This is a genomic window from Micromonospora sp. PLK6-60, assembly GCF_019890675.1.
In the GTDB taxonomy this organism is placed as follows: domain Bacteria; phylum Actinomycetota; class Actinomycetes; order Mycobacteriales; family Micromonosporaceae; genus Micromonospora.
In genome coordinates this window covers 114,055-140,516 of sequence record NZ_JAIOAA010000016.1, presented here as the reverse complement: position 1 = coordinate 140,516, position 26,462 = coordinate 114,055, and the positions used below count along the sequence as shown (strand labels likewise).

The window sequence follows — 26,462 nt, the reverse complement described above, 5'->3', positions numbered from 1 at the left end:
GCGGGCGAATCGCACCAACCGGGCGTTGGCCGGGCTGGTCGGTCCCGGGTCGTGACCGGGGGCGGTCAGTGGGCGCGGTGGCCGTTGCCGTCGGCGGTGGTGGGCAGGGTGCCGAGCACCGCGTTGACGATGTGGATGCGGGCGTTGGTGGCCTGGTAGTCGGCGCAGACGGCCTCGGCGCGGTCGGCGAAGCGGGCGGTGTCCCGGGTGGGGGTGACGGTGAGCGTGGTGCCGTCGACGGTGGTGGTGGTGCCGGCGGCGGTGAGGTCGTCGAGGGGGTGGGTTCCGGTGATGAGGTGGGCCTTGAGCAGGGTGCGCAGGTCGTCGTGGTGGCGGACCATCAGGTCGTCCCAGTTGTCGTCGGAGAACTTGGCGGCGAAGGCGTCGTCGGAGGGGGCGAGCAGGGTGACGCCGGTGGTGGTGTCGAGTTCGGTGAGCAGTCCGGTGGTGCGCAGCGCGGCTTCGAAGGTGGTGAGGGTGGGGATCCACTGGAGTGCGGCGTCGACGGGTTGGCCGGCGAGGAAGGTGGGGTTGCCCGGGTCGGTGCCGGTCGGTAGGGCGGCGCAGAGCGGTCCGGTGACCTGGGGTGGCGTGGTGCTGCCGGCCGCGGTGGCGGGTTTCGGGGAGGTGTCGGTGTCAGCGCTGGTGCAGGCGGCGGTGCTCGGGAGCAGCAGGGCGGCCAGGGTCAGGTAGCTGGTGGCGCGGTGTCGCGTACGGGTGCGGGCGGTCGGGAGCGCGGGGTGCGACACGGCGGTCTCCAACGGGTCGGGGTTGGGGGTCGTGCCGGCAGGGCGGGCCGGGGCCCGTCCTGCCGGCACGACGTGGTGTGACGGCTAGGGCTTCACAGTGCGGCGCACTGGCCGGCGCGGGGGCCGTCGACGGTGTTGGGGAGGGCGAGGTTGGTCGGGGCCGGGCTGTTGGCGGTGCAGGTCAGCGGGCCGTGGATGGTGTTGCCGGCGAGCAGTGGGGTGTCGGTGCCGGTGGTGTTGCCGGTGAGGGCCACCGGGCCGGTGATGGTGACGTCGATGAGGGAGATCGCGTCGGTGGTGCCGGCGATGCGGACGGGGCCGGTGACGGTGGTGTCGGCGAGGACGATGCCGGCGGCGCTGTCGGCGGTGACCGGGCCGGTGATGGTGGTTCCGGTCGCCACGAGCGTGGCGCCCGGCTTGACGGTGACCGGTCCGTCGATGGTGGCGTCGTCGAGGCAGGCGAATCCGGTGACGACGAGCTTTCCGTCGCGCTGGCCGGTGTGGGTCGGGTAGACGCGTTCGCCGCTGGTGAGCTTCTCGACGCCCAGGGTGTCGAGGAGCAGCGGGATCAGGCCTCGTTCGGGCTGCGCCAGGGGGACGTAGTAGTCGCCGCCGGTCTTGATGACCTTCCAGCCGTGTGCGGCGAGGCGTTGCGCGACGGTGGTGCCGGTGCCGCCGGGTCCGTCGGTGCGGGCGCCGTGGTACTGCTCCTCGGTGAGTTTGTAGGCGCAGGGGGCGTTGTCGAGGATCAGGTCGGGTCGGGGGGCGTCCAGCGGCGGCGGGCTGTCGCCGGGGTGGGGTGCCGGGTGGGCGGGGATCGGTCGGGAGCCGCGGAAGACGATCCGGCCGTTGTTGGCTGCCTGGAAGGTGATGGCGTCGGCGCGGGACTGGGTGAGGCTGGGCAGGTTGGCGCGGTGGTAGTCGAGGAACTGCTGGAAGGTCCAGAGGGCGGAGTAGCTCTTGCGGCGCCGGTTGTTGGCGGTGTTGCCCTCGTCGGGGCGGGTCTGGCCGCCGGAGCTGCGCAGTTCGAGCAGGGAGTTGACGACGTTCTTGAGGCCGAGGGTGTTGCGCAGGATGGTCTCTTCGCTGAGGCCGACGCTGCCGCCGCCTTCGCAGCCGTAGGGGCAGGCCCACCAGCCGGCGTCGGCGCCCTCGCGGTACATGTGGCCTTCGATCATGTCTTGGGACTGGTCGAAGATGCTCTGGGCGACGTTCTGGTGGCGGGGCGGGAGCATGGGCAGGTCGCCGGCGCGGGCGTTGCCGTATTCGTGGCCGTCGTAGCCGGCGATGGGCCGGTAGTCGCGGACCATCCGGATGAAGGCGTCGGTCTCGGGTTGGCGGATCAGGGAGTAGTCGCGGTTGAGGTCCTGGCCGGTGGAGTTGCCGCGGGTGTTGGCGGCGCGGCCGTCGCCGTTGATGGTGGGGACGATCAGGACGGTGGTGTGGGTGAGCAGGTCGATGGTGCGGGGGTCGTCGCTGAAGGCGAGCTGCCGGGCCATGATCAGGCAGGCTTCGCGGTCGCCGGGTTCGTTGCCGTGGACGTTGCAGTTGATCGACACCGGGTTGGTGGCGGCGACGGCGGCCGGGGTGGCCGGTGGTGCGGGGTGGCCGATGACGAGCATGTTGATCGGCCGGTTCTGGATGGTGCGGCCGAGCTCGACGACGCGGACGCGGTCGCTGAGGGCGTCGAGGGCGGCGGTGTAGGCGTATTCGGCGGTGTCGCTGGTGTACTGGGCGGCGCGGGTGGTTTCCCACTGGGTGCGAAGCTGTTCGCCGGGGACGTTCGGGTCTCCCCAGGGTTGCCGGGTGGTGTCGGTGATGGCGGTGGAGTAGGGCTGTTCGGTGGTGCCGACGCGGGCGCGTACCCGCCACTGGAAGCGGTCGCCGGGGTTGAATCCGGCGTCGGCGAAGGTGGGTGCTTCCTGGTTGATCTGGCGGTTGGGGCGCCAGATGCCGACGATGGTGGGTTGGCCGGCGGGGGTGTTGTCGGCGGCTACCGGGGTGCGTTCGATCTGGTAGTCGGTGGCGTCGTCGACGGGTTGCCAGGCGAGGGTGGCGTAGCCGTCGGCCTGCTTGACGGTGAGGTTGGTGACCTGGTGGGGGTCGGCTGCGGCCTGTCCCATGGCGTTGGTGGGGGTGCCGATGGCGGTGAGGCCGGTGGCGAGGAGTGTGGACAGTGCGATGAGGGCTGGTCGCTGATATCGCAAGGCGGGGGCCTCCCGGTCTGGGCCTGGGTTGAGCGTGGGATGCACCCAGCATGAGCTGCGGTTATCGCGAGATCAATGATCTTGAGGGAATCTTGCGGTTGGGGCGGCGGGCGGGCGTGGCCGACGGCGGGACGCGGTGGGTGGCGCAGGTGGGGTGCCGGGCGCGGTCAGGCGGGGCGGGCGAGCCAGCTGGAGAGCCAGTCGAAGGCGGGGTCCTCCATGGCCTGCCAGGTGGCGCCGTTGTGTCCGCCGCCGGGCAGGAGGCTGGTGGTGACGGTCAGCGGTGGGTGGGCGAGGTGGGCGAGGGTGCGGGCGTCGTCGGCGCAGGTGCGGTCGGCGCGGCCGGCGGCGAGGTAGAGGGCGACGGCGGGGGCGGGTAGGTGCCGGAGTCGCCAGGTGTCGTCGTTGAGCGTGTGTTCGGTGCCGTCGCCGATGGTGATGCCGGGGGTGGCGTAGCCGGAGAGGCTGGCGGCGGCGGCGTACCGGTCGGGGTGGCGCAGGGCGAGGTTGGTGGCGCAGTAGCCGCCGGCGGAGTAGCCGGTGAGGGCCCAGCCGGCGCGGTCGGCGCGTACCCGCAGCCGGGTCCGCGCGGCGGCGGGTACGTCGACGGTGAGGAACGTTTCGGCCTGGGGGCCGCCGTTGAGGTTGACGCATTCGGTGTCGGTGAGCGGTGCGGGGGTCTGGTACGGGAAGAGCACCACGGTGGGTGCCATCCGGCCGGCCCTGATCTCCTGGTCGAGGTGGGCGGGGGCGGCGAGTTGGCGGAGCCAGCTCAGGGGTGATCCGGGGTAGCCGTGCAGCGCCTCGATGACGGGGAAGTGTTGGTGTGGGTGGGTGTCGTAGGCGGCGGGCAGGTAGGCGTACACCGGCAGGGTGAGTCCACTGTGGTGGCCGGTGACGGTGAGGGTGATGATCCGGCCGCCGCCGGGCCGGTGGGGTGCGACGGGTTGGCTGTCGGCGGTGCGGCCGAGGAGGCCGGGCCAGCTGGTGTAGGTCTCGATCTGCCGGTTCACCCAGATCAGGCTGGTGGCCACGGCGGTGAGCAGGGTGAGCGCGGCGGTGGTGGCGCGCCGGGCGTGGCGGCGCCAGCCGGTGCCGGTGTCCCAGGTGGCGGCGAGGGCGAGGGTGGTGAGCACCGTGGCGGTGGCGGCGAGGAGTGCGGTGCCGAGGCCGTCGGGGGCGAGGTTCATCGGGGGCCTGCCGAGGGTGGGGTTGGTGGCGCGGGGCCGGGTAGCGGTGTCTGTGCGGCGGCCCAGCGCAGCGCGGCGGTGAGGTCCGGGGCGGTGGTGTGGCTGACCGTGGGGGTCGGTCCGGGTGGGTCGGTGGCGGGCCCGGTGAGGGCGAGGGCGCGGTATCGGGTGGGGGCGGCGGCGGCGACGGCCCGGGCGAGGCGGTGGTGGCCGGTGGCGACGAGGGCCCAGGTGTGGCCGGTGACGCGGAGGTCGCGTTGCAGGTCTTCGGGGAGGGTGGTGGTGAGGGTGTCGACGCTGGTGTGTGCTCCGGGGTGGATGAGGACGAGCACCGCGCCGTCGACGGGGGGTGTGGTCCGGGTGCCGGGGTCCTGGTCGAGGACGACGAGGGCCGGGTAGCGCCAGGTGGGGTGGTGCGGGTAGCCGGCGGGTACGACGACGGTGGGGTCGGTGGTGAGGTGCCAGGTGCGCCATCTGGGGGGCCGCCAGTCGAGGGTGGTGGGGCCGGTGTCGCCGTGGTGGGTGAGCCACCGGTCGAGGCGTCCGGGCCGGTCGGGGTTGGCGTGCGCGGCGGCAGCGCTGGTGTGCAGCAGGTCGTCCCAGCTGGTGTAGAAGTGCTGCGAGCGGTTGACGGCGAGCCCGACGCAGGTCAGGGCGAGGGCCTGGGTGAGCAGGAGCGCGGCGGTGCGGAGCAGGAGGCGGGTGCGGCGGCCGCGGTGCCAGCCGGTGGCGGTGGCGGTGGCCGCCGCGACGGTGGCGAGGGCGGTGAGCAGGAGCAGCGGTGTGCCGGTCAGCGACATCACGTGCACTCCCCTCGTCTCACCATCGCTATCACGGGTGGGGGCGCCGGTGGCGGGGTTCCGGGTTTCCGGGTGGGTGGGCCGATGGTGGCGTATCGGGCTGACCGTGGGCGGGAGGCCGGCTGGGGGTTCGCTGGGAGTTCAGCCGGTGGCGTGACGCAGGGCGTCGGTGACGGCGGCGGGGATGTCGGTGACCGGGTAGAGCGCGTGGGTGATGGTGCGCCGGGTGTCGATGACGAGGATGAGCCGTTTGAGGCGTTGTTGTTGTCCGGCCCGGAAGGTGGGTAGCCGCAGGGCGGCGGTGAGCCGCAGTTCGGTGTCGGACAGCAGGGGGAACGGGATGGCTTCGGCGGCGGCGAAGGCGGCCTGTTCGTCGGTGCGTTGGGTGCTGACGCCGTGCAGGGTGATGCCGGCGCGGTGGAGGGTGGGCCACTGGTCGCGGAAGAGGCGGTTCTCCAGGGTGCAGCCGGGTGCGCCGGGGATGTCGGTCCAGCCGGTGGGTAGCGGCGCGGGGGTGCCGGTGCCGGGGTAGGTGAACAGGATGGTGGGGCCGTCGGCGGGGTCGGTGGGGGTGCCGTCGGTGGCGGTGAGTCGCAGGTCGGTGGGGAGGTGGGTGCCGACGAGGGCGTGTACGCGGGTGGCTTCGGGGCTGTCGGGTGTGGTGGTGGCGGTGAGGGCGCCGTCGCCGAGCAGCCACTGGTCGGCCCAGTCCTGGATGGCGATGAGGGTGGGTAGCAGGGCGCGGCCGCGGTCGGTGAGCAGGTATTCGTGGCGGGGTGGGTGGTGTTGGTAGGGGCGGCGGGTGAGCACGTCGTGGTCGGTGAGGTGGCGTAGTCGTTGGGTGAGCACCTTGCGGGAGACGTGCAGGGCGTCGACGAGGGTGTCGAAGCGGTGGTTGCCGCGGGCGATCTCGCGCAGGACGAGCAGGTTCCACCAGTCGCCGATGACGGCGGCGCCGTGGGCGATGCCGCAGGTGTCGTCGTGGTCGGGGGGCCGGTTCATGGTCGGATCCTGCCGGACGGGGTGCTGTACAGGCGCACCGACCCATTGTAAGTTCCCTTTGGGAACTGACTGGGGAGGTCGGGGTGGCGGCGGTGTGGCCGACGTTCGTGCGGAACTGGCGGGTGACGCTGCGCGCCTACCCGTGGACGTACTTCGTGGGGACGCTGGCGACGGGCCTGCTGACCGTCGGCGTGGCGTTGCTGGCGTACCGGGCGATCGGCGGTGGTCGGGTCGCGGCCAGCTTCACCGCCGCGACCGGGGGCAGTGACTACCTGGGGTACGTGACGGTGGGCGCGGCGGCGCTGACGTTCACCACCCGGATGGTGCTGTGGGTGGCCAAGGCGCAGATCACCGAGTACCGGGAGGGCACGCTGGAGAGCCAGCTGCTCACCCCGGCGCGGCGGCTGCCGTACCTGCTGGGGGTGACCTTGCAGGCGTTGACCACCACGGTGGTGGAGGTCGCGGTGCTGCTGGCCGCCGCGGTGGCGCTGGGCGTACGGCTGAGCGTGCCGGACCCGCTGGCGCTGGTGGCGGCGCTCGCCGCGGCGACCGTGGCGGTGCTGGGCATGTCGGTGCCGCTGAGCGCGGTGATGTTGGCCGCCGGCGAGGCGCACATCACGCAGAACACGCTGTTCACCGCGATGGCGTTGCTGTGCGGGTTCACCTTCCCCACCGGTTACCTGCCCGACGCCGCCCGCTGGCTGGGCGAGGCGTTGCCGGTGACCTGGGCGCTGCGGGTGCTGCGGGCGGCGACCCTGCCCGGCGCGTCCGTCGACGTGCCGTCGGCGCTGGCGGTCTGCCTGGCGCTCGGCGCCGCGTACCTGGCCGTCGGCCTGTGGATCCTCCCGCCGGCCGAGCGGCGGGCCCTGCAAAGGAGTGGCAACGCGTGAGCACCGGGATCGTCACCACCGCGCTGTGCAAGGTCTTCCCGCCCCGGCGTACGCCGTGGTCCTGGCGGGCCCGGGGCACTCCGGTGGCCGCGGTGTCCGGGCTGAGCATCGCCATCCCCGCCGGTCAGGTCACCGGCCTGCTGGGGCTCAACGGGGCGGGCAAGACCACCACCATCCGGATGCTGTCCACCCTGCTGCGGCCCACCTCCGGCACGGCCACGGTGGACGGCCTGGACGTGGTGGCCGACGCCCGGGCGGTGCGACGGCGGATCAACGTGATCGCCGGCGGGGAGCGGATGGTCTACAGCCGGCTCACCGGCCGGGAGAACCTGTGGTATTTCGGCCAGCTCTACGACGTGCCCCGGGCGCGGTTGCGCCGCCGGGTCGGTGAGCTGCTGGAGCTGGTCGGGTTGGCCGCCGCCGCGGACACCCCGGTGGAGCGGTACTCGCGGGGCATGCGCCAGCGCCTGGTCATCGCCCGTGGGCTGGTGAACGACCCGGCGTACCTGCTGCTGGACGAGCCGACGCTGGGGCTGGACGCGCCGATCGCCCGGGAGTTGCGGTTGTTGGTCGCCCGGCTGGCCGCCGACGGGGTGGGGGTGCTGCTCACCTCCCACTACCTGGCGGAGGTGGAGCAGTTGTGCCGGCACGTGCACGTGCTCGACGGGGGCCGGCTGGTCGCCCAGGGCAGCCCGGCGCAACTGGTGGCGCAGACCGACCGGCAGCACGTGCTGGTGGTGACGGTCGGCGGGTCGGTGCCGGCCGCGGTCGAGGCGGTACGGGCGGTCAGCCGCGACACGGGGGCGCGGCTGGACGTCGACGTGGACGAGGCCGGCCGGGACCGGTTGACCCTGCGCCACCGCGACGACCTGGCCGGGCCGGTGGTGGACGCGGTGGTCCGCGCCGGTGGGTCGATCGTGACGGTGGCGGTCACCCCGCCGACCCTGGAGGACGCCATCCTGGCGATGAGTCGGGCGACGCCGGCGGGTGTGCGGTGAGGCACGCGCTGCGGGTGGTGGCGGCGGAGGCGCTCAAGCAGCACCGGCGGTTGTTCGGGCAGCCGCTGGTGGTGTTCTCGATGCTGATCTGGCCGGTGCTGACCCTGGCCGTCACCTACTACACGGTGCTGCCGGTGACGGGCGCCCCGGCGGCCGGCGCGCGGTGGGCGGTCGCCGGTGACCCGCGCCGGCTGCTGGCGTTCCTGGCCGCCGGGGCGCTGGCGTACACGTTCTTCTTCTCGCTGGTGCAGTCGGCGTGGCACTTCTCCTTCGAGCGGGTCAGCGGCACCCTGGAGGCGGTGTTCCTCTCCCCCGCCAGCCGGCTGGCCCTGGTGGTGGGCAACGGCGCCGGCGCGCTGGTGCAGAACGCCTGGCTGTTCGGGTGTTTCGCGGTGGCCGCGGCGTCGGCGGCGGACCTGCTGCGGGTGGCCCACCCCGGCATGTACGTGGTGGCGTTCGTGGCGCTGCTGGTGCCGGCGGTGGCGTGGGGCGCGTTCCTGAACAGCCTGCTGATCTTCTCCCGGGACTCGGCGTTCCTGTACACGCTGCTCGACGACCCGCTGTGGTTCGTGGCCGGGGTGCGGCTGCCGTTGTTCGCCCTGCCGGTCTGGGTCAAGGCGGTCGGCCTGGCGTTCCCGCTGACCAGCAGCCTGGTGGTGCTGCGCGGGTCGTTGCTGGACGGCGCCCGGGTGGCGGAGCTGGCCGCGCCGTTGGCGTGGCTGGCCGCGTTGACGGTGGGCCTGTTCGCCGCCGCGGCGGGGCTGCTGCGCTGGGGTGAGGCGCGGGCGGCCCGCACCGGCAGCCTGCAACTGTTCTAGCCGAGGTCGACCAGCAGGGGGCGGTGGTCGGAGATGGTGGACAGCGGGGTGTCCACCGCGGTCACCGGGGGCAGTTGGCGCTGGGCCTGCCGGTCGGCGAGGACGTGGTCGAGCTGCACCCGGGGGGCCGCGGCCGGGTAGGTGGGGCGACGGCCCAGGGGCCGCCAGCCGGTGAGCAGGCGGGCCGGTCCGGCGGGCAGGTTGAGGTCGCCGAGCAGGATGCGCGGCGCGGGGAGGGTGCGCAGCGCGCGGACGACCTGGCGCAGTTGGTGGGCGTTCCAGCCGGGTACGAACGACAGGTGGGTGGCGGCCACGGTGAGTGGCCCGTACGGGGTGTCCAGCGCGGCGGCGAGCACCACCCGGGGTTCGTCGCGCAGCAGTACCAGGCCGCCGCCGGGGCCGGGCACGTAGATGGGTGAGCGCACGGGCGCCGGGCGCAGCCGGGTGACCCGCCAGGCGCGCACCGGGTGGCGGCTGACCAGGCCGATGCCGTAGCAGGGTTCGCCGTGGCCGTCGTCGTCGTGGGTGAGCGGTCGGAACGCCTCGCCGGGGGTGCCGACGACCGCGGCGGCGAAGCGGTGCTCGGGGGCGTCGAGGGCCTGGGCGGCGATGGCGGTCAGGTCGAGCTTGCCGGAGCGGGACTGGTCCCGGTCGACCTCCTGCAGGGCCAGGACGTCGGCGTCCAGGGCGCGGACCGCGGCGGTCAGCCGGTCGGGGTCGACCAGGCCGTCGGTGAGGGACCGGCCGTGCAGCAGATTGAAGGTCGCCAGGCGCACCCCTGCACCCTACGTGGCCGTGGCACAGTTGCCGGGTGATCAAGGTGTTGCTCTGCTCGATGCTGGTGTTCGTGGCGGTGGCCTCGGTCGGGGTGTGGCTGCGTCGTCGGCGCGGCCGCTGACCGTGTGCCCGGTGCCCGGTGCGGTGGTGAGGCTGGCCACAGCCGGGCCCGGGGTGGCGGTGGTGGTGGGCAGAATGGCCGCCCGTGGATCCGTTCTCGCTGAGTACGCTGCTCGCCGCGGCCGCCGTGGCGGGGTGGGTGGACGCGGTGGTCGGCGGTGGTGGGTTGCTGCTGCTGCCGGCGTTGCTGGTGGCCGCCCCGGGGTTGCCGGTGGCCACGGCGTTGGGCACGAACAAGCTGGCCGCGATCGCCGGGACCAGCACCGCAGCGGTCACCTACGCCCGGCGTACGAAGATCGACTGGCGGGTGGCGGGGCCGTCGGCGGGGTTGGCGGTGGTGGCCGCCGGGGTGGGTGCGGCGCTGGCCGGGGCGGTGCCGGCGCGGGCGTACCGGCCGGTGGTGCTGGTGGTGCTGCTGTCGGTGGCGGTGTTCGTGTTGCTGCGGCCGAACCTGGGGGTGGTGTCGCGGCCGGAGCGGCGTACCCGGGGTCGGGTGGTCGTGGCGGTGGCGGTGGCCGGGGTGGGCATCGCGCTCTACGACGGGCTGATCGGGCCGGGGACGGGCACGTTCCTGGTGTTGGCGTTCACCGCGCTGGTCGGGGCGGATTTCCTGCACGGTTCGGCGATGGCGAAGCTGGTCAACGCCGGGACGAACTTCGGGGCGCTGGTGGTGTTCGGGTTGACCGGGCACGTGTGGTGGCTGCTCGGCGCGGCGATGGCGGTGTGCAACATCGCCGGGGCGGTGCTGGGGGCGCGGATGGCGCTGCGCCGTGGGTCCGGTTTCGTGCGGGTGGTGTTGCTGGTGGTGGTGCTGGCCCTGGTGGCCAAGCTGGGTTACGACCAGTGGCGGTCCGCCTGACCGGCGCGGGTGGCCGGCCGGTCGGGCGGGGGCCGCTCAGGCGGCGTGCCGGATGACCTCGTCGTAGTCGAGGCGGGGCAGCCGCGGCAGCCAGGCGTCGGGGCCGGGCCGGCCGATGTTGACCACCAGCAGCGACTTCCAGCCGCTGTCGGTGAAGAACTCCTTGTCCATGGCGTCGGCGTCGAAGCCGGCCATCGGGCCGACGGCCAGCCCGGCGGCGCGTACGGCGAGCAGCCAGTAGCCGATCTGCAGGGTGGCGTTGAAGCGGGCGGTGCCCTCCCGGGTGACGGCGTCGGCGGCGAAGACGTCACGCAGCTCGGGGCGGATCGGGAAGACCCGCGGGATGGTGTCGTGGAAGTCGGTGTCGGCGGCGAGCACGGCGACGACCGGGGCGGTGGCGGTCTTGGCCCGGTTGCCCTCGGCCATGTGCTCCAGCAGGCGGTCGCGGGCCTGGCCGGGGCGGACGAACAGCACCCGCAGCGGCTGCGCGTTGACGGCGGTGGGCGGGTACTTGGCGAGGTCGAAGATCGCGCGGAGCTGGTCGTCGGTGACCGGCTCGTCGGTGAAGGTGTTCGCGGTGCGGGCCCCGGTGAACAGTTGGGCCCGGGCCCGCGGGTCGAGGGAGATCAGCTCGCTCATCGGTTTCCTCACTCCGAAAGTGGCCGTTGCTCCTCGAACGATAGCAGCTAGCTTTTTAGAAGCACACGATGTTGTCGACGTCACCCGTATCCTTGACGGCATGACTGTCGGTCCGGAGCTGCGAGGCGGGCATGGCACCTGTGACCAGGGCATCGCCCGGGCCTTCGCGTTCCTGGGCAAACGGTGGAACGGGGTGATCCTCGGGACGCTGGCCAACGGGCCGGCCGGCTTCGCCGAGCTGACCCGGGCGCTGCCCGGCATCAGCGAGTCGGTGCTCTCCGACCGCCTCGGCGAGCTGGCCCGGGTCGGGCTGGTCTCCCGCACCGTCCGCGAGGGCCCGCCGGTGGGGGTCAGCTACCAGCTCACCGACCGGGGCGACGCCCTCGTGCCGGCCCTGGACGCGCTGGCCAGGTGGGCGCACCAGAACCTGCCCGCCGACCCGGACATGTGATCATCGCCCGATGCCGGTACGCGCCGAACACGACCGGGCGGTCCTCGCCGACCTGCTCGCCGCCGACCCCGCCCTGCACGCCTACCAGCTCGGCGACCTGGACGACTTCTGCTGGCCGTACACCTCGTGGTTCCGCCGTGGCGACCAGGTGGCGCTGCTCTATCACGGCGGCGAGGAGCCGGTGCTTATCGCCCACCCGGTCGGCGGTGACGTGGCGGGCATGTCGGCGCTGCTGGCCGACCTGGCGCCGCTGCTGCCCGCCCGCGTCTACGTCCACCTCTCCCCCGGCCTGCACCCCGCGCTGCGCGACCGGTTCACCCTGACGTCTCCGGCGCCGCACCACCGGATGGTGCTCACCGACCCCACCCTGCCGCGCCGGGTCATCCCGGCCGGCCGACCGCTGACCGCCGCCGACCTGCCCGAGCTGGAGAAGCTGTACGAGGCCGCCTACCCGGGCAACTACTTCGACGCCCGGATGCTGGACACCGGGCACTACCTCGGGGTCCGGGAGGACGACGCGTTGGTCGCGGTGGCCGGGGTGCACGTCTGGTCGCCCACCTACCGGGTCGCCGCGCTGGGCAACGTGACCACCCACCCGGCCGCGCGCGGGCGGGGGCTGGCCACCGCCGCGGTCGCCGCGCTGTGCCGGCGGTTGGCGGACACCGTGGACACCGTCGCGCTCAACGTCCGGGCCGACAACACCGCCGCCCGACGGCTGTACGCGCGGCTCGGCTTCACCGACGCCGCGCAGTTCGTCGAGGGCTGGCTGCACGCCCGCCGCTGACCGGCGACACCCTGCCACGCCCGGCCCCCGTGGCGGGTCGGAAAGCCGACCCTGACCTGGGCTTGTGTCGGACCGGCCGGCTCTCGTGCGCCCCCTAGCCTCGGCGACAGAGGCCGCGTCCACCCCCGCGGCGGAGCGAAGGGGAAACACCATGAGAAGACCAGCACTACCGCGGGTGGTAACGCTCGTCGCCGCCGCGACGGCGATGCTGACCGCGCTGGCCACGCCCGCGTGGGCGGCGCCCGGCGTCAATCCCGCCACGGTGGACCGCGACGCGGACCCCGGCACGTCGATCCCGATCAGCAAACTGGTCTCCACTCCGGCGATCCCGCCGAAGCCGGACGTGGTGCTGCTGGTCGACACGACCGGCAGCATGGGCGGGGCGATCGCCGACGTCCGCACCAACCTGCAGACCATCATCACCAACGTGCGCGCCGCGCAGCCCGGTGCCGAGTTCGCCGTGGCGTCCTACCGGGACACCGGCGACGGGGCCGAGCTGTTCCGGGTACGCCAGGACCTGACCGGCGACGCCACCGCCCTGCAGAACGCGGTGAACGGGTTGGCCGCCGGCGGCGGCGGCGACTTCCCCGAGGCGTGGATCAACGCGTTGTTCCAGGTCTCCAGCGGGGCGGTCAGCTACCGGCCGGACAGCAGCCGGATCGTGGTCCTGGTGGGCGACGCGCCCAGCCACGACCCCAGCGCCGGGCACACCCTGGCCGACGCGACGGCCGCGCTGCAGGCCGACGCGGCCCGGGTGCTCGCCGTCAACGTCGGGCCCGCCGGTGGTGGGCTCAACGACGACGGGCAGGCCGCCACCGTGGCCGCCGCCACCGGCGGGCAGCTCGTCGACAGCTCCCCGGACACCGTCACCGCGGCGATCCTCGACGGGCTGCGCGACCTCGACGTCACCGTCACCCCGACCGTGGTGTCCTGCGACCCGGGCCTGTCGGTGAGCTTCGACGCGCCCTCGCGCACCCAGCAGAGCGGCACCGACGTGCCGTTCGCCGAGACGATCGCGGTGGCCGCCGACGCCGCCCAGGGCGCCACCCTGCACTGCACGGTGGACTTCCTGCTCAACGGCGTCTCCGGCGGCGACGCCTTCCGGCAGCAGATCAGCGTCACGGTCAACGACGTCACCCCGCCGGTGGTCGTGGTGGACGACCAGACCGTCGAGGCGACCGGCCCGGCCGGCGCGGTGATCAACTACCCGGCCACCGCCACCGACAACGTCGACGGCCCGCTCACCCCGACCTGCGTGCCCCCGCCGGGCAGCACCTTCCCGCTCGGCGCCACGCTGGTCACCTGCACCGCCACCGACGCGGCCGGCAACACCGGCAGCGACACCGCCACGATGACCGTGCGCGACACCACCCCGCCGACCACCGGCTGCGTGCCGACCAACAACCCCAGCGGCGGCAACGTGCCCGGCTCGTACAACCCGGACGGCTTCTACCAGCTCACGGCGACCGACATCGTCGACCCCGCGGTGAAGGTCTACATCGGTGACGCCGCGGACCCGAGCGTGAAATTCGGCCCGTTCCCCGCCGGCACCAAGATCAAGCTGGTGCAGGCGCCCGGCGCCCAGTCCCGGGTCAAGGACGGCACCGGCGACATCGACTACAAGGTGACCCTGCGCGGCGACGCGCTGATCACCGCCGTCGACTTCTCCGGCAACGTCTCCTCGACCGCGGTCTGCCTGGTGGCCCCGCCGCCGAAGTGACCCGACGCTGAGCCACGATCCCGCAGGGGGCGACCGCCGACGGTCGCCCCCTGCGGGACCGTACGGGTCAGGGTTGGCGGCTGGGCGAGGCGAACCGGCCGGCGCGGATCTCCCGCAGCGCCCGGCGCCGGACGTCACCGCGCAGGGTGTCCACGTACAGCCGCCCGCCCAGGTGGTCGGTCTCGTGCTGCAACGCCCGGGCCAGGAAGCCGCTGCCGGCCACGGTCAACGGTTGGCCGTGCTGGTCGTAGCCGTGCACGGTGGCGTGCAGGGCGCGCCGGGTCGGGAAGTACAGGCCGGGGATGGACAGGCAGCCCTCGTCATCGTCCTGGGTCTCCTCGGACAGCTCGATGCGCGGGTTGACCACGTGGCCGCGGTGCCCGTCGGCGTCGTAGACGAACACCTGGGCGTCGACCCCGATCTGCGGCGCGGCCACGCCGGCCCGGCCGGGCGCGCCGAGCAGGGTGTCCATCAGGTCGCCGACCAGGGCGCGCAGCTCGGCGTCGAAGCTGGTCACCGGCTCGCAGGTGGTTCGCAGCACGGGGTCACCGATGATCCGGATGGGACGCATAGTCATGCCCGGAAGGCTATCCGGTCGTTACCGCCGGCGGTGGCCCACCGGCGTCGCGCCCCGCGATGAGCATCTGCACCCCGTCCAGGAGGCGTTGCAGGCCGAACTCGAACGCCCGGGCAGGGTCGCCGGCGGCCTGGTACTCCTGCCCGGCGGCGGCGCCGACCCGGGCGGCCAGGGGGAACCGGCGCGGGTCCAGCACCTTCTCCAGGTAGGGGGCGTGCGCCCCCCACCACTGCTCGTCGGTCATCCCGGTGCGCTGCGCCGCCTGGGCGGTCTCCACCGCGCCGCGCACCGCCCCGTGCACGTAGTTGTCGACCAGGGTGACCACGGCGTCCATCTCCAGGTCGGTCAGGCCGATGCCGTCGACGGCGCGCAGCTCGTACTCGTACCTGGCGGTGACGTTGGGGCCCAGCGGCGGGCGGGTGGTGGCGATCTGCAACAGCCAGGGGTGGCGCAGGTGCAGCGCCCAGTTCTCCCGGGCGATCTGGGCCAGCCGGCCGCGCCAGCCGCCGGGCACGTCGTCCGGGCGGGCGGTCTCCCCGTACGCGGTGTCGAGCATGACGTCGAGCAGCTCACCCTTGCCGGGCACGTGGGTGTAGAGGGACATGGTGCCCACGCCGAGGCGCTCGGCGACCCGGCGCATGGACAGCGCGCCCAGGCCCTCGGCGTCGGCCACCTCGATCGCCGCCCGCACGATCCGGTCGACGCTCAGGTCGCCGCCACGGCGGCTGGCCTTCTCCCGGGTGCGCCACAGCAGGGCGAGGCTGCGCGCCGGGTCGCCGGTGCCGCTGTACTCCACGCTCATGCCGGTCACCCTACCGCCGCCCGTACCGTATGGTGTACGGTACGGCGCACGGTTGGATCGGGAGGGGATAACACATGAACGTCATCGAGGCCGACGGGCTGCGCAAACGCTACGGAGACACCGAGGCCCTGGCCGGCCTCGACCTGACCGTGCCGGCGGGCACGGTCAGCGCGGTGCTCGGCCCCAACGGCGCGGGCAAGACCACCCTGGTGCGGGTGCTGACCACCCTCACCCGCCCCGACGCCGGCACCGCCCGGGTGGCCGGGCACGACGTGCGCCGCGAACCGGGCCGGGTACGCGCCCGCATCGGCCTGGTCGGTCAGGCCACCGCCGTCGACGAGGTGCTCGGCGGCCGGGAGAACCTGGTGCTCTTCGGCCGGCTGCACCACCTGTCCCCGGCCCGCGCCCGGGCCCGGGCCGAGGAACTGCTGACCCGCTTCGCGCTCACCGGCGCCGCCGACCGGCCGGTCGCCACGTACTCCGGGGGCATGCGGCGGCGCCTCGACCTGGCCGCGGCGCTGATCCTCGACCCGCCGGTGCTCTTCCTCGACGAGCCCACCACCGGCCTGGACCCGCGGGCCCGGGCCACCGTGCACGAGGCGGTGCGGGCCCTGGTCGCCGCCGGCACCACCGTGCTGCTCACCACCCAGTACCTGGAGGAGGCCGACCGGCTCGCCGACACCGTCGCGATCGTCGACCACGGCCGGGTGGTGGCTGCCGGGCCCCCGCACCGGCTGCGCGCCGACCTCGGCGCCGACCGGGTCGAGGTCGTCTGCGACCAGGTCGCCGACCTGGCCCGGGTCGCCGACACGCTGCGCGCGGCCGTCGCCGGCCCGCCGCGGGTCGACCCCGAGGCGCTGCGGGTCAGCGTCCCCGCCGCCGATCGGGTCGCCACCCTGGCCACCGTGCTGGCCGCGCTTACCGACGCCGGGCTCACCGCGGCCGACGTGACGCTGCGCCGGCCCACCCTCGACGAGGTGTTCCTGCACCTGACCGACCGGGCTCAGGTGGCGGCGTGAGCGTGCTGCCCACCTCCGGCCCGCGCACGGCGCTCGCCGACGCCGCCACCCTCACCGGCCGGGCGCTGCGGCACTGGGTCCGCCAACCCGCCCCGGTCGTGATCACCCTGCTCTTCCCGGTGCTGCTGGTGCTGATGTTCGGTTACCTGCTCGGCGGGGCGATGGCGGTGCCCGGCGGCGGCGACTACCGGGAGTTCCTGCTGCCCGGCATGTTCGCCATGGCCATGCTCTTCGGCATCGAGACCACCTACACGGCGGTGGCCACCGACGCCGCCCGCGGGGTCACCGACCGGTTCCGGTCGCTGCCCATCGCCCGCTGGGCGGTGGTGGCCGGCCGCGCCGGCGCCGACGCGCTGCACGCCGTCGCCGCGCTGGCCGTGCTGTTCGGCTGCGCCCTCGCGGTGGGCTGGCAGTGGCACCTCGGCGTCGGCCGGGCGCTGGCCGCGGCGGGGCTCCTGCTGCTGCTGCGGCTGGCCATGATCGTCGTCGGGGTGCACCTGGCGCTGCTGCTGCGCGCCCCCGAGTCGGTGGCGGCGCTGCAGATCCTGGTCTGGCCGCTGGGTTTCGCCTCCAACGCGTTCGTGGCCCCGCAGACCATGCCCGGCTGGCTGGCCACGGTCGCCGAGTGGAACCCGCTGTCGGCGACCGTGGCGGCCTGCCGTGAGTTGTTCGGCAACCCCGGCTGGGGCGGTGCCGGGTGGCCGGCCGACCACGCGGTCGCGCTGGCCGTGGCGTGGCCGCTGCTGCTGATCGCGGTCAGCGGCCCGCTGGCGGTACGCCGCTGGCGGGGCCTGGACCGGTAGGGTGGCCCGGCTGTCGGGTGCTGTGGGGAGGCGACGCCGGGATGTATCCACCGATCGAGCCGTACGCGCACGGGCTGCTCGACGTCGGCGACGGCCACCGGGTGTACTGGGAGACCTGCGGCAACCCCGACGGCCGGCCCGCCCTGGTGGTGCACGGCGGCCCCGGCTCCGGCGCCACCGCGTCGTGGCGGCGGCTGTTCGACCCGGCCGCCTACCGGATCATCCTGTTCGACCAGCGCGGCTGCGGGCGCAGCACCCCGCACGCCGCCGACCCGGCCGTGGACCTGTCCACCAACACCACCGCGCACCTGCTCGCCGACATGGAGCTGCTGCGCGCGCACCTCGGGGTGCGCGCGTGGCTGCTCTGCGGCGCCTCGTGGGGGTCGTCGCTGGCCCTGGCGTACGCGCAGCGCCACCCCGGGCGGGTCGACGCGCTGGTGCTGTTCAGCGTGGTGGCCAACACCCGCCGCGAGATCGACTGGGTGACCCGGGACATGGGGCGGATCTTCCCCGCCGAATGGGCCCGGTTCCGGGCCGGGGTGCCGGCGGCCGACCGCGACGGCGACCTGTCCGCCGCGTACGCCCGGCTGGTCAACGACCCGGACCCGGCGGTGCGGGACCGGGCCGCCCGGCACTGGTGCGACTGGGAGGACGTGCACGTCTCCCTGGCCGGCGGATACGCCCCCGACCCCCGCTACGCCGACCCGGTGTTCCGGGCGGCCTTCGTCCGGCTGGTCACCCACTACTTCAGCAACCTGGGTTTCCTGCCCGACGGGGAGCTGCTGCGCGGGGCGGGGCGCCTCGCCGGCATCCCCGGGGTGCTGGTGCAGGGCCGCCTGGACGTCAGCGGCCCGCCGGACATCGCCTGGCGGCTGACCCGGGACTGGCCCGACGCCCGGCTGGTGATCGTCGAGGGCGGCGGCCACGGCGGCGGGCCCGGCATCACCGCGACGGTGGTCGCGGCGCTCGACGAGTTCGCCCGCCGGTGACCCGGGTCAGCCGGCGGCCAGCAGGGCGCGCAGCGGGGCGGCCTTCGCCGCCGCCTCGGCCACCTCGGCCACCGGGTCGCTGTCCCAGGTGATGCCGCCGCCGGCCCACACGTGCAGCCGGTGGCCGTCGGCGGCCGCGGTGCGGATGGTCAGGCCCAGGTCGACCCGGCCGGGGCCGACCCAGCCGAGCGCGCCCATTCCGGCGCCCCGGCCCACCGGTTCCAGGGCGGCGATCCGGTCCAGCGCGGCCAGTTTCGGCGCGCCGGTGACCGACCCGCCGGGGCAGACCGCGCGCAGCAGCGCGGCCAGGCCGGTCCCGTCGGCCAGGGCCGCGGAGACGGTCGACTCGGCCTGCCACAGATCGCACCAGCGGCGTACGGCGAACAGCTCGTCGACCCGCACCGAGCCGGTACGCGCCACCCGGGCCAGGTCGTTGCGTTCCAGGTCGACGATCATCACGTGTTCGGCGCGTTCCTTGGCCGAGGCGAGCAGCTCCCGGCGGCCGGCGGCGGTGGCCGGGCGGGTGCCCTTGATCGGTCGGGTGAGCACCCGGCCGGCGGTGACCTCGACCAGGGTCTCCGGGGAGGCGCAGCCGATCGCCCAGCCGGCGCCGTGCAGGGTGCCGCCGTAGCGGGCGCCGGGCAGCCCGGCGAGGCGGGCCAGGGCGGGCCGGGGGTCGCCGGTGTAGTCGGCGGCGGCGTGCCCGACGACGTTGACCTGGTAGACGTCGCCCCGACCGATGGCGGCGCGGACGGCCTCGACGGCGTCGGCGTGCGCCCGGGTGGTCCAGCTGTCGCGCCACGGGCCGAGCCACCAGTGCCCGGGCGGGTCGGCGGGGCGCGGCGGGGTGTCGGTGTGGCCGTAGACCACGATCGCCAGCTCCGGCAGGGCCGGCGCCGGGTTCGGCGCGCCGGGCTCGGCGGCGACCATGCGGGCCCCGGCGGCGGCGGAGACGTAGAGCGCGGCGCCGCACACGTCGTCGCGGTGCGCGGCGGCCGGGCGGGTCAGGTCGGCGGCGCCGAGGCCGTGTCCGGCCAGGAACTCCTCGGCCAGCGCGGCCGGGTCGCCGCCGTCGGACGGCCGCCACTCGAGGCGGTCCCGCTCGACGAGCCGGTCCCGGCAGGAACGCGGGGCGGCGGGCGTGTCCACCGGCCGTTGTGGGAGCGTTCCCACACCGTCCGGGCGAATTCTTCTCATCCGTTCAGCGGATTTCGGGCCAACAAGGCGTAAGCCTGCTCGATCTCGCGCGCTTGCGCTTGGTACTGTGCGTCACTGGTCATGTGAACCATGACACAGTGCCCCCACAGTCCGGAGAACCCGATGTGCCAGCACCAACCCACCTGCCCTTCCGCCGAGGCGACCGACCGGGAAGCCGCCCGGGTCATCGCCTGCTTCCGTGAGCAGGGCTGGAGCCTGCTCTGCAACGGAGTGATCGTCTTCGAGGACACCGGCGAGCTGCTCCCCGACGGCAGCACCATCGCCCCGCACCGCGGCCCCGCCCGACACGCCCTCGTCGCCTGACCACCACCACGCTCCGTGCAAGGAGCGTACGCGCCGCCACCGCGCGAGCCGGGGGCGGCGTGCCACCCCCGGCGCCACCGCCTCAGCTCTCGAACGCCTCCGGCGCCGGGCACGAGCAAACCAGGTTCCGGTCGCCGTACGCCCCGTCGACGCGCCGCACCGGCGGCCAGTACTTCGTCATCCGGTCCACCCCGGCCGGGTAGCCGCCCACCGACCTCGGGTACGCGTACGGCCACTCGTCACCGGACACCATCGCCGCGGTGTGCGGCGCGTTGGCCAGCGGGTTGTCCCCGGCCGGCCACTGCCCCGAACCCACCTGCTCGATCTCCGCCCGGATCGCGATCATCGCGTCGCAGAACCGGTCCAGCTCGGCCAGGTCCTCGCTCTCGGTCGGCTCCACCATCAGCGTCCCCGCCACCGGGAACGACATCGTCGGCGCGTGGAACCCGTAGTCGATCAGCCGCTTCGCCACGTCGTCCACGCTCACCCCGGTCGCCCTGGTCAGCGGCCGCAGGTCCAGGATGCACTCGTGCGCCACCAGGCCGTTGTTGCCGGCGTACAGCACCGGGAAGTGCCCACGCAGCCGCGCCGCCACGTAGTTCGCCGCCAGCACCGCCACCCCGGTGGCCCGGGTCAGCCCCGCCGCGCCCATCATCCGCAGGTACGCCCACGGGATGGGCAGGATCCCCGCCGACCCGTACCGGGCCGCGGCGATCGCCGGCCGGCCCGGCTCCGGCGCGCCGCACGGGTCACCGGGCAGGAACGGCGCCAGGTGCGCCCGCACCGCCACCGGCCCCACCCCGGGCCCACCACCACCGTGCGGAATGCAGAACGTCTTGTGCAGGTTCAGGTGCGACACGTCCGCGCCGAAGCGCCCCGGCTTGGCGAACCCCACCAGGGCGTTCAGGTTCGCCCCGTCGACGTACACCTGACCGCCGGCGTCGTGCACCTTCGCGCACAGCGCCGCGATGCCCGCCTCGTACACCCCGTGCGTCGACGGGTACGTCACCATGATGGCGGCGAGCGCGTCCCGATGCTTGTCGATCTTCGCGTCGAGGTCGGCCAGGTCGATGTCGCCGTCGGCGTCGCAGCCCACCACGACCACCCGCATGCCCGCCATCACCGCCGACGCGGCGTTGGTGCCGTGCGCCGACGACGGGATCAGACACACGTCCCGGTGCCCCTCACCCCGGTCCCGGTGGTACGCGCGGATGGCCAGCAGCCCGGCCAGCTCACCCTGCGACCCGGCGTTGGGCTGCACGCTGACCGCGTCGTAGCCGGTCACCTCCGCCAGCCACCCCTCCAGCTGGCCGATCAGCTCCCGGTACCCGGCGGTCTGCCCGGCGGGGGCGAACGGGTGCAGGTGGGCGAACTCCGGCCAGCTCACCGGCTCCATCTCGGTGGTGGCGTTCAGCTTCATCGTGCACGACCCCAACGGGATCATGCCCCGGTCCAGGGCGTAGTCGAAGTCGGCCAGCCGGCGCAGGTAGCGCAGCATCGCCGTCTCCGAGTGGTGGCTGCCGAACACCGGGTGGGTGAGGAAGTCGCTGCTGCGGGCCAGCCTGGCCGGCAGCGCGGCGTCCACCTCCCCGTCGACGCCGGTCACCCCGAACGCCGCCCACACCGCCGCCAGGTGCCCGCCGGTGGTCGTCTCGTCGCAGGAGATCCCCACCCGGTCGGCGTCGACCAGCCGCAGGTTGACACCCCGGTCGGCGGCGGCGGCGACCACCTCGGCCGCCCGCCCCGGCACGATCGCGGTGACCGTGTCGAAGAACGGCACCTCGGTCACCTCGACCCCACCGGCGCGCAGCCCGGCCGCCAGCCGCGCCGCCGCGCCGTGCACCCGCCGGGCGATGCCGCGCAGCCCGTCCGGGCCGTGGTAGACGGCGTACATGCCGGCCATCACCGCCAGCAGCACCTGCGCGGTGCAGATGTTGCTGGTCGCCTTCTCCCGCCGGATGTGCTGCTCCCGGGTCTGCAACGCCAGCCGGTACGCCGGGTTGCCGTCGGCGTCGCGGGACACCCCGACCAGCCGGCCGGGCAGCATCCGCTCCAGCCCCGAGCGGACCGCCAGGTAGCCGGCGTGCGGCCCACCGAAGCCCATCGGCACCCCGAACCGCTGGGTGGTGCCGGCGGCGATGTCCGCGCCGATCTCCCCCGGCGGGCGCAGCAGCGTCAACGCCAGCAGGTCCGCCGCCACGCACACCAGCGCCCCGGCGGCGTGCGCCGCCTCGACCAGCCGGGTGTCGTCGCGCACCGCCCCGGACGCCCCCGGGTACTGCAGGTGCAGGCCGAAGAACTCCGCCGGCAGGTCCTCGCGCGCCACGTCGACCACCCGCACCTCGATGCCCAGCGGCTCGGCCCGGCCGGCGATCACCGCGATGGTCTGCGGCAGGGCGTCGGCGTCGACGACGTACACCGGGCTCTTGCTCCTCGACGCGCGGCGGGCGAGGGTCATCGCCTCCGCCGCGGCGGTGCCCTCGTCGAGCATGGAGGCGTTCGCGGTGGCCAGCCCGGTCAGGTCGGTGACCATGGTCTGGAAGTTCAGCAGCGCCTCCAGCCGGCCCTGGCTGATCTCCGGCTGGTACGGCGTGTACGCGGTGTACCAGGCGGGGTTCTCCAGCACGTTGCGGCGGATCACCGCCGGGGTGTGGGTGCCGTGGTAGCCCAGGCCGATCATGGACACGGCCACGGTGTTGCGGCCGGCCAGCGCCCGCAGCTCCGCGATCGCCTCGGCCTCGGTGGCCGGCTCGGGCAGGTCGAGGGTGCCGTGCCAGCGGATCACCTCGGGGATCGCCGCGTCCATCAGCGCGTCGACCGAGTCGTAGCCGACGGCCTTCAGCATCCGGCGCTCGTCGTCGGGGGCGGGACCGATGTGACGGTCGGCGAACTGCTCTGCGCTCATCGTGTGCGCTCCTGCGGGCGAGGTCGACGGGTCGGCCTCCCCCTGAGTCACACCCGCCAGGGCGCTCCACAGTGCCTGCCCACGAGGTCCTTTTGCCTGAGAGGTTCCGGGGAGGAATCTGCCCCTTCGGCGCCGCCCGGGTGCATTCCGGGCGGTCTCTCCCACGTGGGTGGTACCGGCACGCTCCACGCTACCAGCGACGGGATCACCGAGCGCCCGGCGGTCACCGACCCGCTGGCGCCGCCCCGGCCGGCACCGCACCGGGCCCCGCCTCGCCGTCCGGGGTGTCCCCGGCGGCGCGCCGGGCCAGCTCACCCAGCAGCCGGCCCAGCGGCGCGTCCACCCGCACCGCCGCGTACCCGTCGCCGCGGGTGGGCCCCTGGTTGACGATCGCCACCGGGATGCCCTGCCGGGCCGCCCGCAACACGAACCGGCGGCCCGACATCACCGTCAACGACGACCCGAGCACCACCAGCGCCCGGGCCGCGCCGACCATCGCGAAACAGCGGGCCACCCGCGCCGCGGGCACCGTCTCGCCGAAGAACACCACGTCCGGTTTCAGCATCCCCGTGCCACAGAACGTGCAGTCGACCGTGCGGAACCCGGCCACCTGCGCGTCGTCGAGATCCACATCCCCGTCCGGGTTGACCGCCACGGCCCTCGGGTCGAACCCGGGATTGGCCTCCCGCAGCCGCCGGTCCAGCTCCCCCCGGGAGGTGCGGTTGCCGCAGTCCAGGCAGACCACCTCGTCGAGGCGACCGTGCAACTCCACCACCTGTGGGCTGCCCGCGGCGGTGTGCAACCCGTCGACGTTCTGGGTGATCACCCCGTCGACCAGGCCGGCGGCCTGCAACCGGGCCACCGCCCGGTGCCCGTCGTTCGGCGCCGCCCGGGCGATCAGCCGCCAGCCCAGGTGGCTGCGCGCCCAGTACCGCCGCCGCGCCGCCGGATCACCGGTGAACGTCTGATAGGTCATCGGGGTGTGCCGGCGGGCCGCGCCGCTGGGCCCCCGATAGTCCGGAATGCCCGACTCGGTGGACAACCCGGCCCCGCTGAGCACCACGACCCCACCGCCGGCCAGCAGGCCCGCCAGGGCATCGGTCGTCTCCGTCACCCGTCCATGCTGCCTCACCCCACCGCCGGCCGGCGAGCCGACGCCGGTGACGTCCGTCGCGGCCGACCGGGCGCGCCGCCGCTGCCGCCGGGTTAGGTTGCAGGTATGCGTGTCGTCATCGCCGGGGGCCACGGCAAGATCGCCAGACTGCTGGAACGGGAACTCGCCGGCCGCGGCGACACCCCGGTCGGGCTGATCCGCAACCTCGACCACGCCGCGGCGCTGCGCGCCGCCGGCGCCCAACCGGTCGCCTGCGACCTGGAACGCGCCGGCCTCGACGACGTCGCCGCGCACCTGCGCGGCGCCGACGCGGCGGTGTTCGCCGCCGGCGCCGGACCGGGCAGCGGCGCCGCCCGCAAGGACACCGTCGACCGGGCCGCCGCCGTGCTGCTCGCCGACGCCGCCCAGGCCGCCGGCGTACGCCGCTACCTGCTGGTCTCCTCGATGGGCGTCGACCAGCCCCCCGGCCCCGGCAGCGACGACGTGTGGGCGGCGTACCTGACCGCCAAGAAGGCCGCCGAGGACGACGTACGCGGCCGCGACCTGGACTGGACGGTGCTGCGACCCGGCCGGCTCACCGACGACCCGCCCACCGGCCGCATCACCCTCGCCCCGCACGTCGAGCCGGGCGCCGTCACCCGCACCGACGTCGCCCGGGTCCTGGTCGCCCTGCTCTACCACCCGGGCACCGCCGGCGCCGTGCTCGAACTCGTCGGCGGGGACACCCCGATCGCCGACGCGGTGGCCGCCGCCGAAGCCCGCTGACCCCGGTCAGCCGCCGAGGACGCTGCGCAGCTGCGCGGCCGCCCCACCGGCCGCCGCGGCGTCGGCCCGCAACTGCTCCGACTGCGCCGACAGGTACGTCTGCCACCGGTTGAGCTGCTGCTGGGCGGCCGCCACCGCGGCCAGCGCCGCGGCGTGCCGCTCCTCCAACTCCTGCAACTTGCGCTGCAACTCGTGCACCCCCGGCCCCACCGCCGGCAGCGGCCCGGAACCACCGCCGTTGAGCGGCGCGCCCGAGCGGCCCACGCCGTTGACCGCCCCGTTGACCGGCGCCGCGCCCACCTCACCGGCCCGCCGGTGCGCCTCGGCCAGGATCTCGTCGGCCTGCCGCCGGGCGTCCGCGATGATCTCCGCACCCTCCGCGCTGGCCTCACCGATCGTGCGGTTCGCCTCGTCCTGCGCCCGCATCGTCAGCTCGACCGTCATCGGGTCCGGACCCTGCTGCGCCGACGACGAACCGGGCAGCGTGCCGTGCCGCAGCATCTCCACCTGGCTGAGCAGGCCCTGCTTCTCCCGCTTCTGCCGCTCCAACTCCGTCACCAGCAACGCGATGCGGTCGTCGGCGGCCCGCACCACGTCGGTCACCTCGTCGGCGGCCAACCAGTGACTGCCCCGGAACCGCCGCGCCTCCAACATGCCCAACTGGCGGGCCGTCTCACCCTGATCCAGCAGACCGGGCACGCTGATGCGGTGGTCGGAGGAGTGGTCGACGCTCATCGGGCACCTGTCCAGCTGAAGTCGCGCGGGGCGGTGGCATCGGCCTCGGCGAGGGGCGGATAGAGGGAGTGATCGTAGCTCTCCGTCAAAATCTGCTCCGGTTGCACTCCCGACCGGGCCAGCGTCGTGATCGTCTCCCGGGTCATCTCCGGGCTGCCACAGACCAGGATGTCGGTGTCCGCCCACGGCCCCAACCGCACCGCCGTGTCCGCGGCCTTACCGATCGCGCCCTGCCAACCCCACCCGGACTCCACCGTCGGCACGTACCGCAACCAGCCCGCCGCGCCGTTCTGCCACGCCTGCGCCGGCGGCATCGACGCCAACTGCGCCATCGCCTGATCGTCGTACAGGTCGTCGGGGGTGCGGCCACCCACCACCAGCGTGGTGCGCCGCCCCGCGCCCTGCTGCAACGCCTCCACCACCGCCCGCAGCGGCGCCAGCCCGGTGCCCCCCGCGATCAGCAGCAACGGCAGGTGCGGCGACCGGTCGTACGCCGACAACGCCGTCCCCACCGGATGCCCCAGCAGCAGCCGGTCCCCCGCCCGCAACTTACGCACCAGATGGGTGGAGAACCGGCCGGTGGCCCGCACGTGGAAGTCGATCGTCCCGTCGGCGCGCGGCGCGTTCGCCGGCGACAGATACCGCCAGGTCCGCAGCTGCGGCACCTGCACCGGCAACGACTGCCCCGGCAGGTAGTTGCACAGATAGTTCGGGCGCACCGTGAACACCGCGATGTCGGAGCGGCGCCGCTCCGCGCCCAGCACGTCCGCCTCCCAGTACGGCGGCGACGAACGCTCCGCCTCCGCCGCGCCGGCCAGCATCAGCTTCGCCACCGCCTCGTACGCCGCGGCCCACTCCGCCTTCAACTGCGGCGTCCAGTACGGACCGAGGAACCGCTCCAGCGTGGCCAGCAGCGCCTGCCCCACCCAGATGTAGTGCCGCTCCCCCAGCCCCACGTGCCGGCCCCGCTGGTCCTGGCCGTGGAACCGCCGATGGTCGGCGCCCAACCGCTGCGCGAACGACGACAACGCCGACGGATCGTCGAGGTTGGTGATGATGTGCCCCAACGCGCTGAGGAGCTTGTCCTCCTGGTACTGCATGTTCGTCGGGAACATCGACCGGGTCTCCGGCGCCACCACGAACAACGTCGCGTAGAAGTACTTCGCCGCGTCCGCTCCCGCGGCGGAGAACTGGCTCCAACTCTGGCGCAGAGCCGCGCTGTCCATCG

The 26,462-nt window shown here is 74.3% G+C and carries 26 protein-coding genes and 1 riboswitch; of the genes, 12 read left to right on the top strand and 14 right to left on the bottom strand.

Features of this window, described 5'->3' with window-relative positions:
* Positions 1 to 65: 65 nt before the first annotated feature.
* The 5 genes from K7640_RS24585 to K7640_RS24565 all read right to left on the bottom strand — a co-directional run bounded on the left by K7640_RS24585 (position 66) and on the right by K7640_RS24565 (position 5,948).
* On the bottom strand, positions 66 to 749 hold the full coding sequence (locus K7640_RS24585; protein ID WP_222957265.1) for a fasciclin domain-containing protein: 684 nt from the start codon (positions 747 to 749) through the stop codon (positions 66 to 68).
* Positions 750 to 841: 92 nt separating this feature from the next.
* Positions 842 to 2,956, bottom strand: a complete 2,115-nt coding sequence (locus tag K7640_RS30655) for a M14 family zinc carboxypeptidase (protein ID WP_305072244.1) — start codon at positions 2,954 to 2,956, stop codon at positions 842 to 844.
* Positions 2,957 to 3,123: 167 nt separating this feature from the next.
* On the bottom strand, positions 3,124 to 4,146 hold the full coding sequence (locus tag K7640_RS24575) for an esterase family protein (RefSeq protein ID WP_222957264.1): 1,023 nt from the start codon (positions 4,144 to 4,146) through the stop codon (positions 3,124 to 3,126).
* A complete protein-coding gene (locus K7640_RS24570) occupies positions 4,143 to 4,949 on the bottom strand; it encodes a hypothetical protein (protein WP_222957263.1) in 807 nt (268 codons plus the stop codon). The genes K7640_RS24575 and K7640_RS24570 overlap by 4 nt, the downstream gene beginning before the upstream one ends.
* A gap of 138 nt (positions 4,950 to 5,087) precedes the next feature.
* Positions 5,088 to 5,948, bottom strand: coding sequence for a winged helix-turn-helix transcriptional regulator (locus K7640_RS24565; RefSeq protein WP_222957262.1), 861 nt, complete (start codon positions 5,946 to 5,948; stop codon positions 5,088 to 5,090).
* 83 nt (positions 5,949 to 6,031) lie between these two features.
* Here K7640_RS24565 and K7640_RS24560 point away from each other — a divergent pair, with 83 nt between their 5' ends.
* Genes K7640_RS24560 through K7640_RS30650 form a run of 3 tightly spaced genes read left to right on the top strand, consistent with a single transcriptional unit; the run spans position 6,032 to position 8,654 of the window.
* Entirely contained in the window at positions 6,032 to 6,838 is an 807-nt protein-coding gene (locus K7640_RS24560) for an ABC transporter permease (RefSeq protein ID WP_222957261.1), read from the top strand.
* The gene (locus K7640_RS24555) at positions 6,835 to 7,836 is read left to right on the top strand and encodes an ABC transporter ATP-binding protein (RefSeq protein ID WP_222957260.1); all 1,002 of its coding nucleotides are present in this window, start codon (positions 6,835 to 6,837) and stop codon (positions 7,834 to 7,836) included. Before K7640_RS24560 ends, K7640_RS24555 begins: the two co-directional genes overlap by 4 nt.
* The gene (locus tag K7640_RS30650; RefSeq protein ID WP_222957259.1) at positions 7,833 to 8,654 is read left to right on the top strand and encodes an ABC transporter permease; all 822 of its coding nucleotides are present in this window, start codon (positions 7,833 to 7,835) and stop codon (positions 8,652 to 8,654) included. Before K7640_RS24555 ends, K7640_RS30650 begins: the two co-directional genes overlap by 4 nt.
* On the opposite strand, the gene K7640_RS24545 is transcribed toward K7640_RS30650, so the two are convergent.
* Complete coding sequence (locus tag K7640_RS24545; RefSeq protein WP_222957258.1) at positions 8,651 to 9,430, bottom strand: endonuclease/exonuclease/phosphatase family protein; 780 nt, start codon at positions 9,428 to 9,430, stop codon at positions 8,651 to 8,653. The two genes, K7640_RS30650 and K7640_RS24545, sit on opposite strands and share 4 nt — an antisense overlap.
* Positions 9,431 to 9,636: 206 nt before the next feature.
* Here K7640_RS24545 and K7640_RS24540 point away from each other — a divergent pair, with 206 nt between their 5' ends.
* A complete protein-coding gene (locus K7640_RS24540; protein WP_222957257.1) occupies positions 9,637 to 10,410 on the top strand; it encodes a TSUP family transporter in 774 nt (257 codons plus the stop codon).
* A 36-nt stretch (positions 10,411 to 10,446) separates the two neighbouring features.
* On the opposite strand, the gene K7640_RS24535 is transcribed toward K7640_RS24540, so the two are convergent.
* Positions 10,447 to 11,049, bottom strand: a complete 603-nt coding sequence (locus tag K7640_RS24535; protein WP_222957256.1) for a malonic semialdehyde reductase — start codon at positions 11,047 to 11,049, stop codon at positions 10,447 to 10,449.
* A gap of 100 nt (positions 11,050 to 11,149) precedes the next feature.
* Between K7640_RS24535 and K7640_RS24530 the strand changes: the two genes are divergently transcribed.
* The 3 genes from K7640_RS24530 (at position 11,150) to K7640_RS24520 (ending at position 14,004) form a co-directional block, all read left to right on the top strand.
* On the top strand, positions 11,150 to 11,500 hold the full coding sequence (locus K7640_RS24530) for a helix-turn-helix domain-containing protein (RefSeq protein WP_222957255.1): 351 nt from the start codon (positions 11,150 to 11,152) through the stop codon (positions 11,498 to 11,500).
* A 10-nt stretch (positions 11,501 to 11,510) separates the two neighbouring features.
* Entirely contained in the window at positions 11,511 to 12,284 is a 774-nt protein-coding gene (locus K7640_RS24525) for a GNAT family N-acetyltransferase (protein ID WP_222957254.1), read from the top strand.
* Positions 12,285 to 12,435: 151 nt separating this feature from the next.
* The gene (locus tag K7640_RS24520; RefSeq protein WP_222957253.1) at positions 12,436 to 14,004 is read left to right on the top strand and encodes a VWA domain-containing protein; all 1,569 of its coding nucleotides are present in this window, start codon (positions 12,436 to 12,438) and stop codon (positions 14,002 to 14,004) included.
* Positions 14,005 to 14,071: 67 nt separating this feature from the next.
* On the opposite strand, the gene def is transcribed toward K7640_RS24520, so the two are convergent.
* Positions 14,072 to 14,581, bottom strand: coding sequence for a peptide deformylase (gene def, locus K7640_RS24515; RefSeq protein WP_222957252.1), 510 nt, complete (start codon positions 14,579 to 14,581; stop codon positions 14,072 to 14,074).
* Positions 14,582 to 14,591: 10 nt separating this feature from the next.
* Positions 14,592 to 15,383, bottom strand: coding sequence for a TetR/AcrR family transcriptional regulator (locus K7640_RS24510; RefSeq protein ID WP_222957251.1), 792 nt, complete (start codon positions 15,381 to 15,383; stop codon positions 14,592 to 14,594).
* A gap of 74 nt (positions 15,384 to 15,457) precedes the next feature.
* Here K7640_RS24510 and K7640_RS24505 point away from each other — a divergent pair, with 74 nt between their 5' ends.
* From K7640_RS24505 to pip, 3 genes are read left to right on the top strand one after another with little or no spacing between them, the layout of a single operon-like run.
* Positions 15,458 to 16,402, top strand: coding sequence for an ATP-binding cassette domain-containing protein (locus K7640_RS24505; protein ID WP_222957250.1), 945 nt, complete (start codon positions 15,458 to 15,460; stop codon positions 16,400 to 16,402).
* Positions 16,399 to 17,205: an ABC transporter permease gene (locus K7640_RS24500; protein ID WP_222957249.1), complete on the top strand. Its 807-nt coding sequence runs from the start codon at positions 16,399 to 16,401 to the stop codon at positions 17,203 to 17,205. The genes K7640_RS24505 and K7640_RS24500 overlap by 4 nt, the downstream gene beginning before the upstream one ends.
* A gap of 41 nt (positions 17,206 to 17,246) precedes the next feature.
* A complete protein-coding gene (pip, locus tag K7640_RS24495) occupies positions 17,247 to 18,194 on the top strand; it encodes a prolyl aminopeptidase (protein WP_222957248.1) in 948 nt (315 codons plus the stop codon).
* A gap of 6 nt (positions 18,195 to 18,200) precedes the next feature.
* Here the strand turns inward: pip and K7640_RS24490 are convergent, their stop codons facing one another.
* Positions 18,201 to 19,391 (bottom strand): chorismate-binding protein, encoded by a 1,191-nt coding sequence (locus K7640_RS24490; RefSeq protein ID WP_222957247.1) that lies wholly within the window; start codon positions 19,389 to 19,391, stop codon positions 18,201 to 18,203.
* A gap of 123 nt (positions 19,392 to 19,514) precedes the next feature.
* Here K7640_RS24490 and K7640_RS24485 point away from each other — a divergent pair, with 123 nt between their 5' ends.
* Positions 19,515 to 19,715: a DUF5999 family protein gene (locus K7640_RS24485; protein ID WP_088962150.1), complete on the top strand. Its 201-nt coding sequence runs from the start codon at positions 19,515 to 19,517 to the stop codon at positions 19,713 to 19,715.
* A gap of 82 nt (positions 19,716 to 19,797) precedes the next feature.
* Here the strand turns inward: K7640_RS24485 and gcvP are convergent, their stop codons facing one another.
* Both gcvP and K7640_RS24475 read right to left on the bottom strand, forming a co-directional pair.
* A complete protein-coding gene (gene gcvP, locus K7640_RS24480) occupies positions 19,798 to 22,620 on the bottom strand; it encodes an aminomethyl-transferring glycine dehydrogenase (RefSeq protein ID WP_222957246.1) in 2,823 nt (940 codons plus the stop codon).
* A gap of 74 nt (positions 22,621 to 22,694) precedes the next feature.
* Positions 22,695 to 22,794, bottom strand: a riboswitch (glycine riboswitch).
* 49 nt (positions 22,795 to 22,843) lie between these two features.
* The gene (locus K7640_RS24475; RefSeq protein WP_222957245.1) at positions 22,844 to 23,734 is read right to left on the bottom strand and encodes an NAD-dependent protein deacetylase; all 891 of its coding nucleotides are present in this window, start codon (positions 23,732 to 23,734) and stop codon (positions 22,844 to 22,846) included.
* 105 nt (positions 23,735 to 23,839) lie between these two features.
* Here K7640_RS24475 and K7640_RS24470 point away from each other — a divergent pair, with 105 nt between their 5' ends.
* Positions 23,840 to 24,499 carry an NAD(P)H-binding protein gene (locus tag K7640_RS24470; protein ID WP_222957244.1) on the top strand — a complete coding sequence of 220 codons (660 nt, stop codon included), beginning with the start codon at positions 23,840 to 23,842 and terminating at the stop codon, positions 24,497 to 24,499.
* Between the two features lie 6 nt (positions 24,500 to 24,505).
* On the opposite strand, the gene K7640_RS24465 is transcribed toward K7640_RS24470, so the two are convergent.
* Positions 24,506 to 25,234: a DivIVA domain-containing protein gene (locus K7640_RS24465; protein ID WP_222957243.1), complete on the bottom strand. Its 729-nt coding sequence runs from the start codon at positions 25,232 to 25,234 to the stop codon at positions 24,506 to 24,508.
* On the bottom strand, positions 25,231 to 26,460 hold the full coding sequence (locus tag K7640_RS24460; RefSeq protein WP_222957242.1) for a globin domain-containing protein: 1,230 nt from the start codon (positions 26,458 to 26,460) through the stop codon (positions 25,231 to 25,233). The genes K7640_RS24465 and K7640_RS24460 overlap by 4 nt, the downstream gene beginning before the upstream one ends.
* Positions 26,461 to 26,462: the final 2 nt, after the last annotated feature.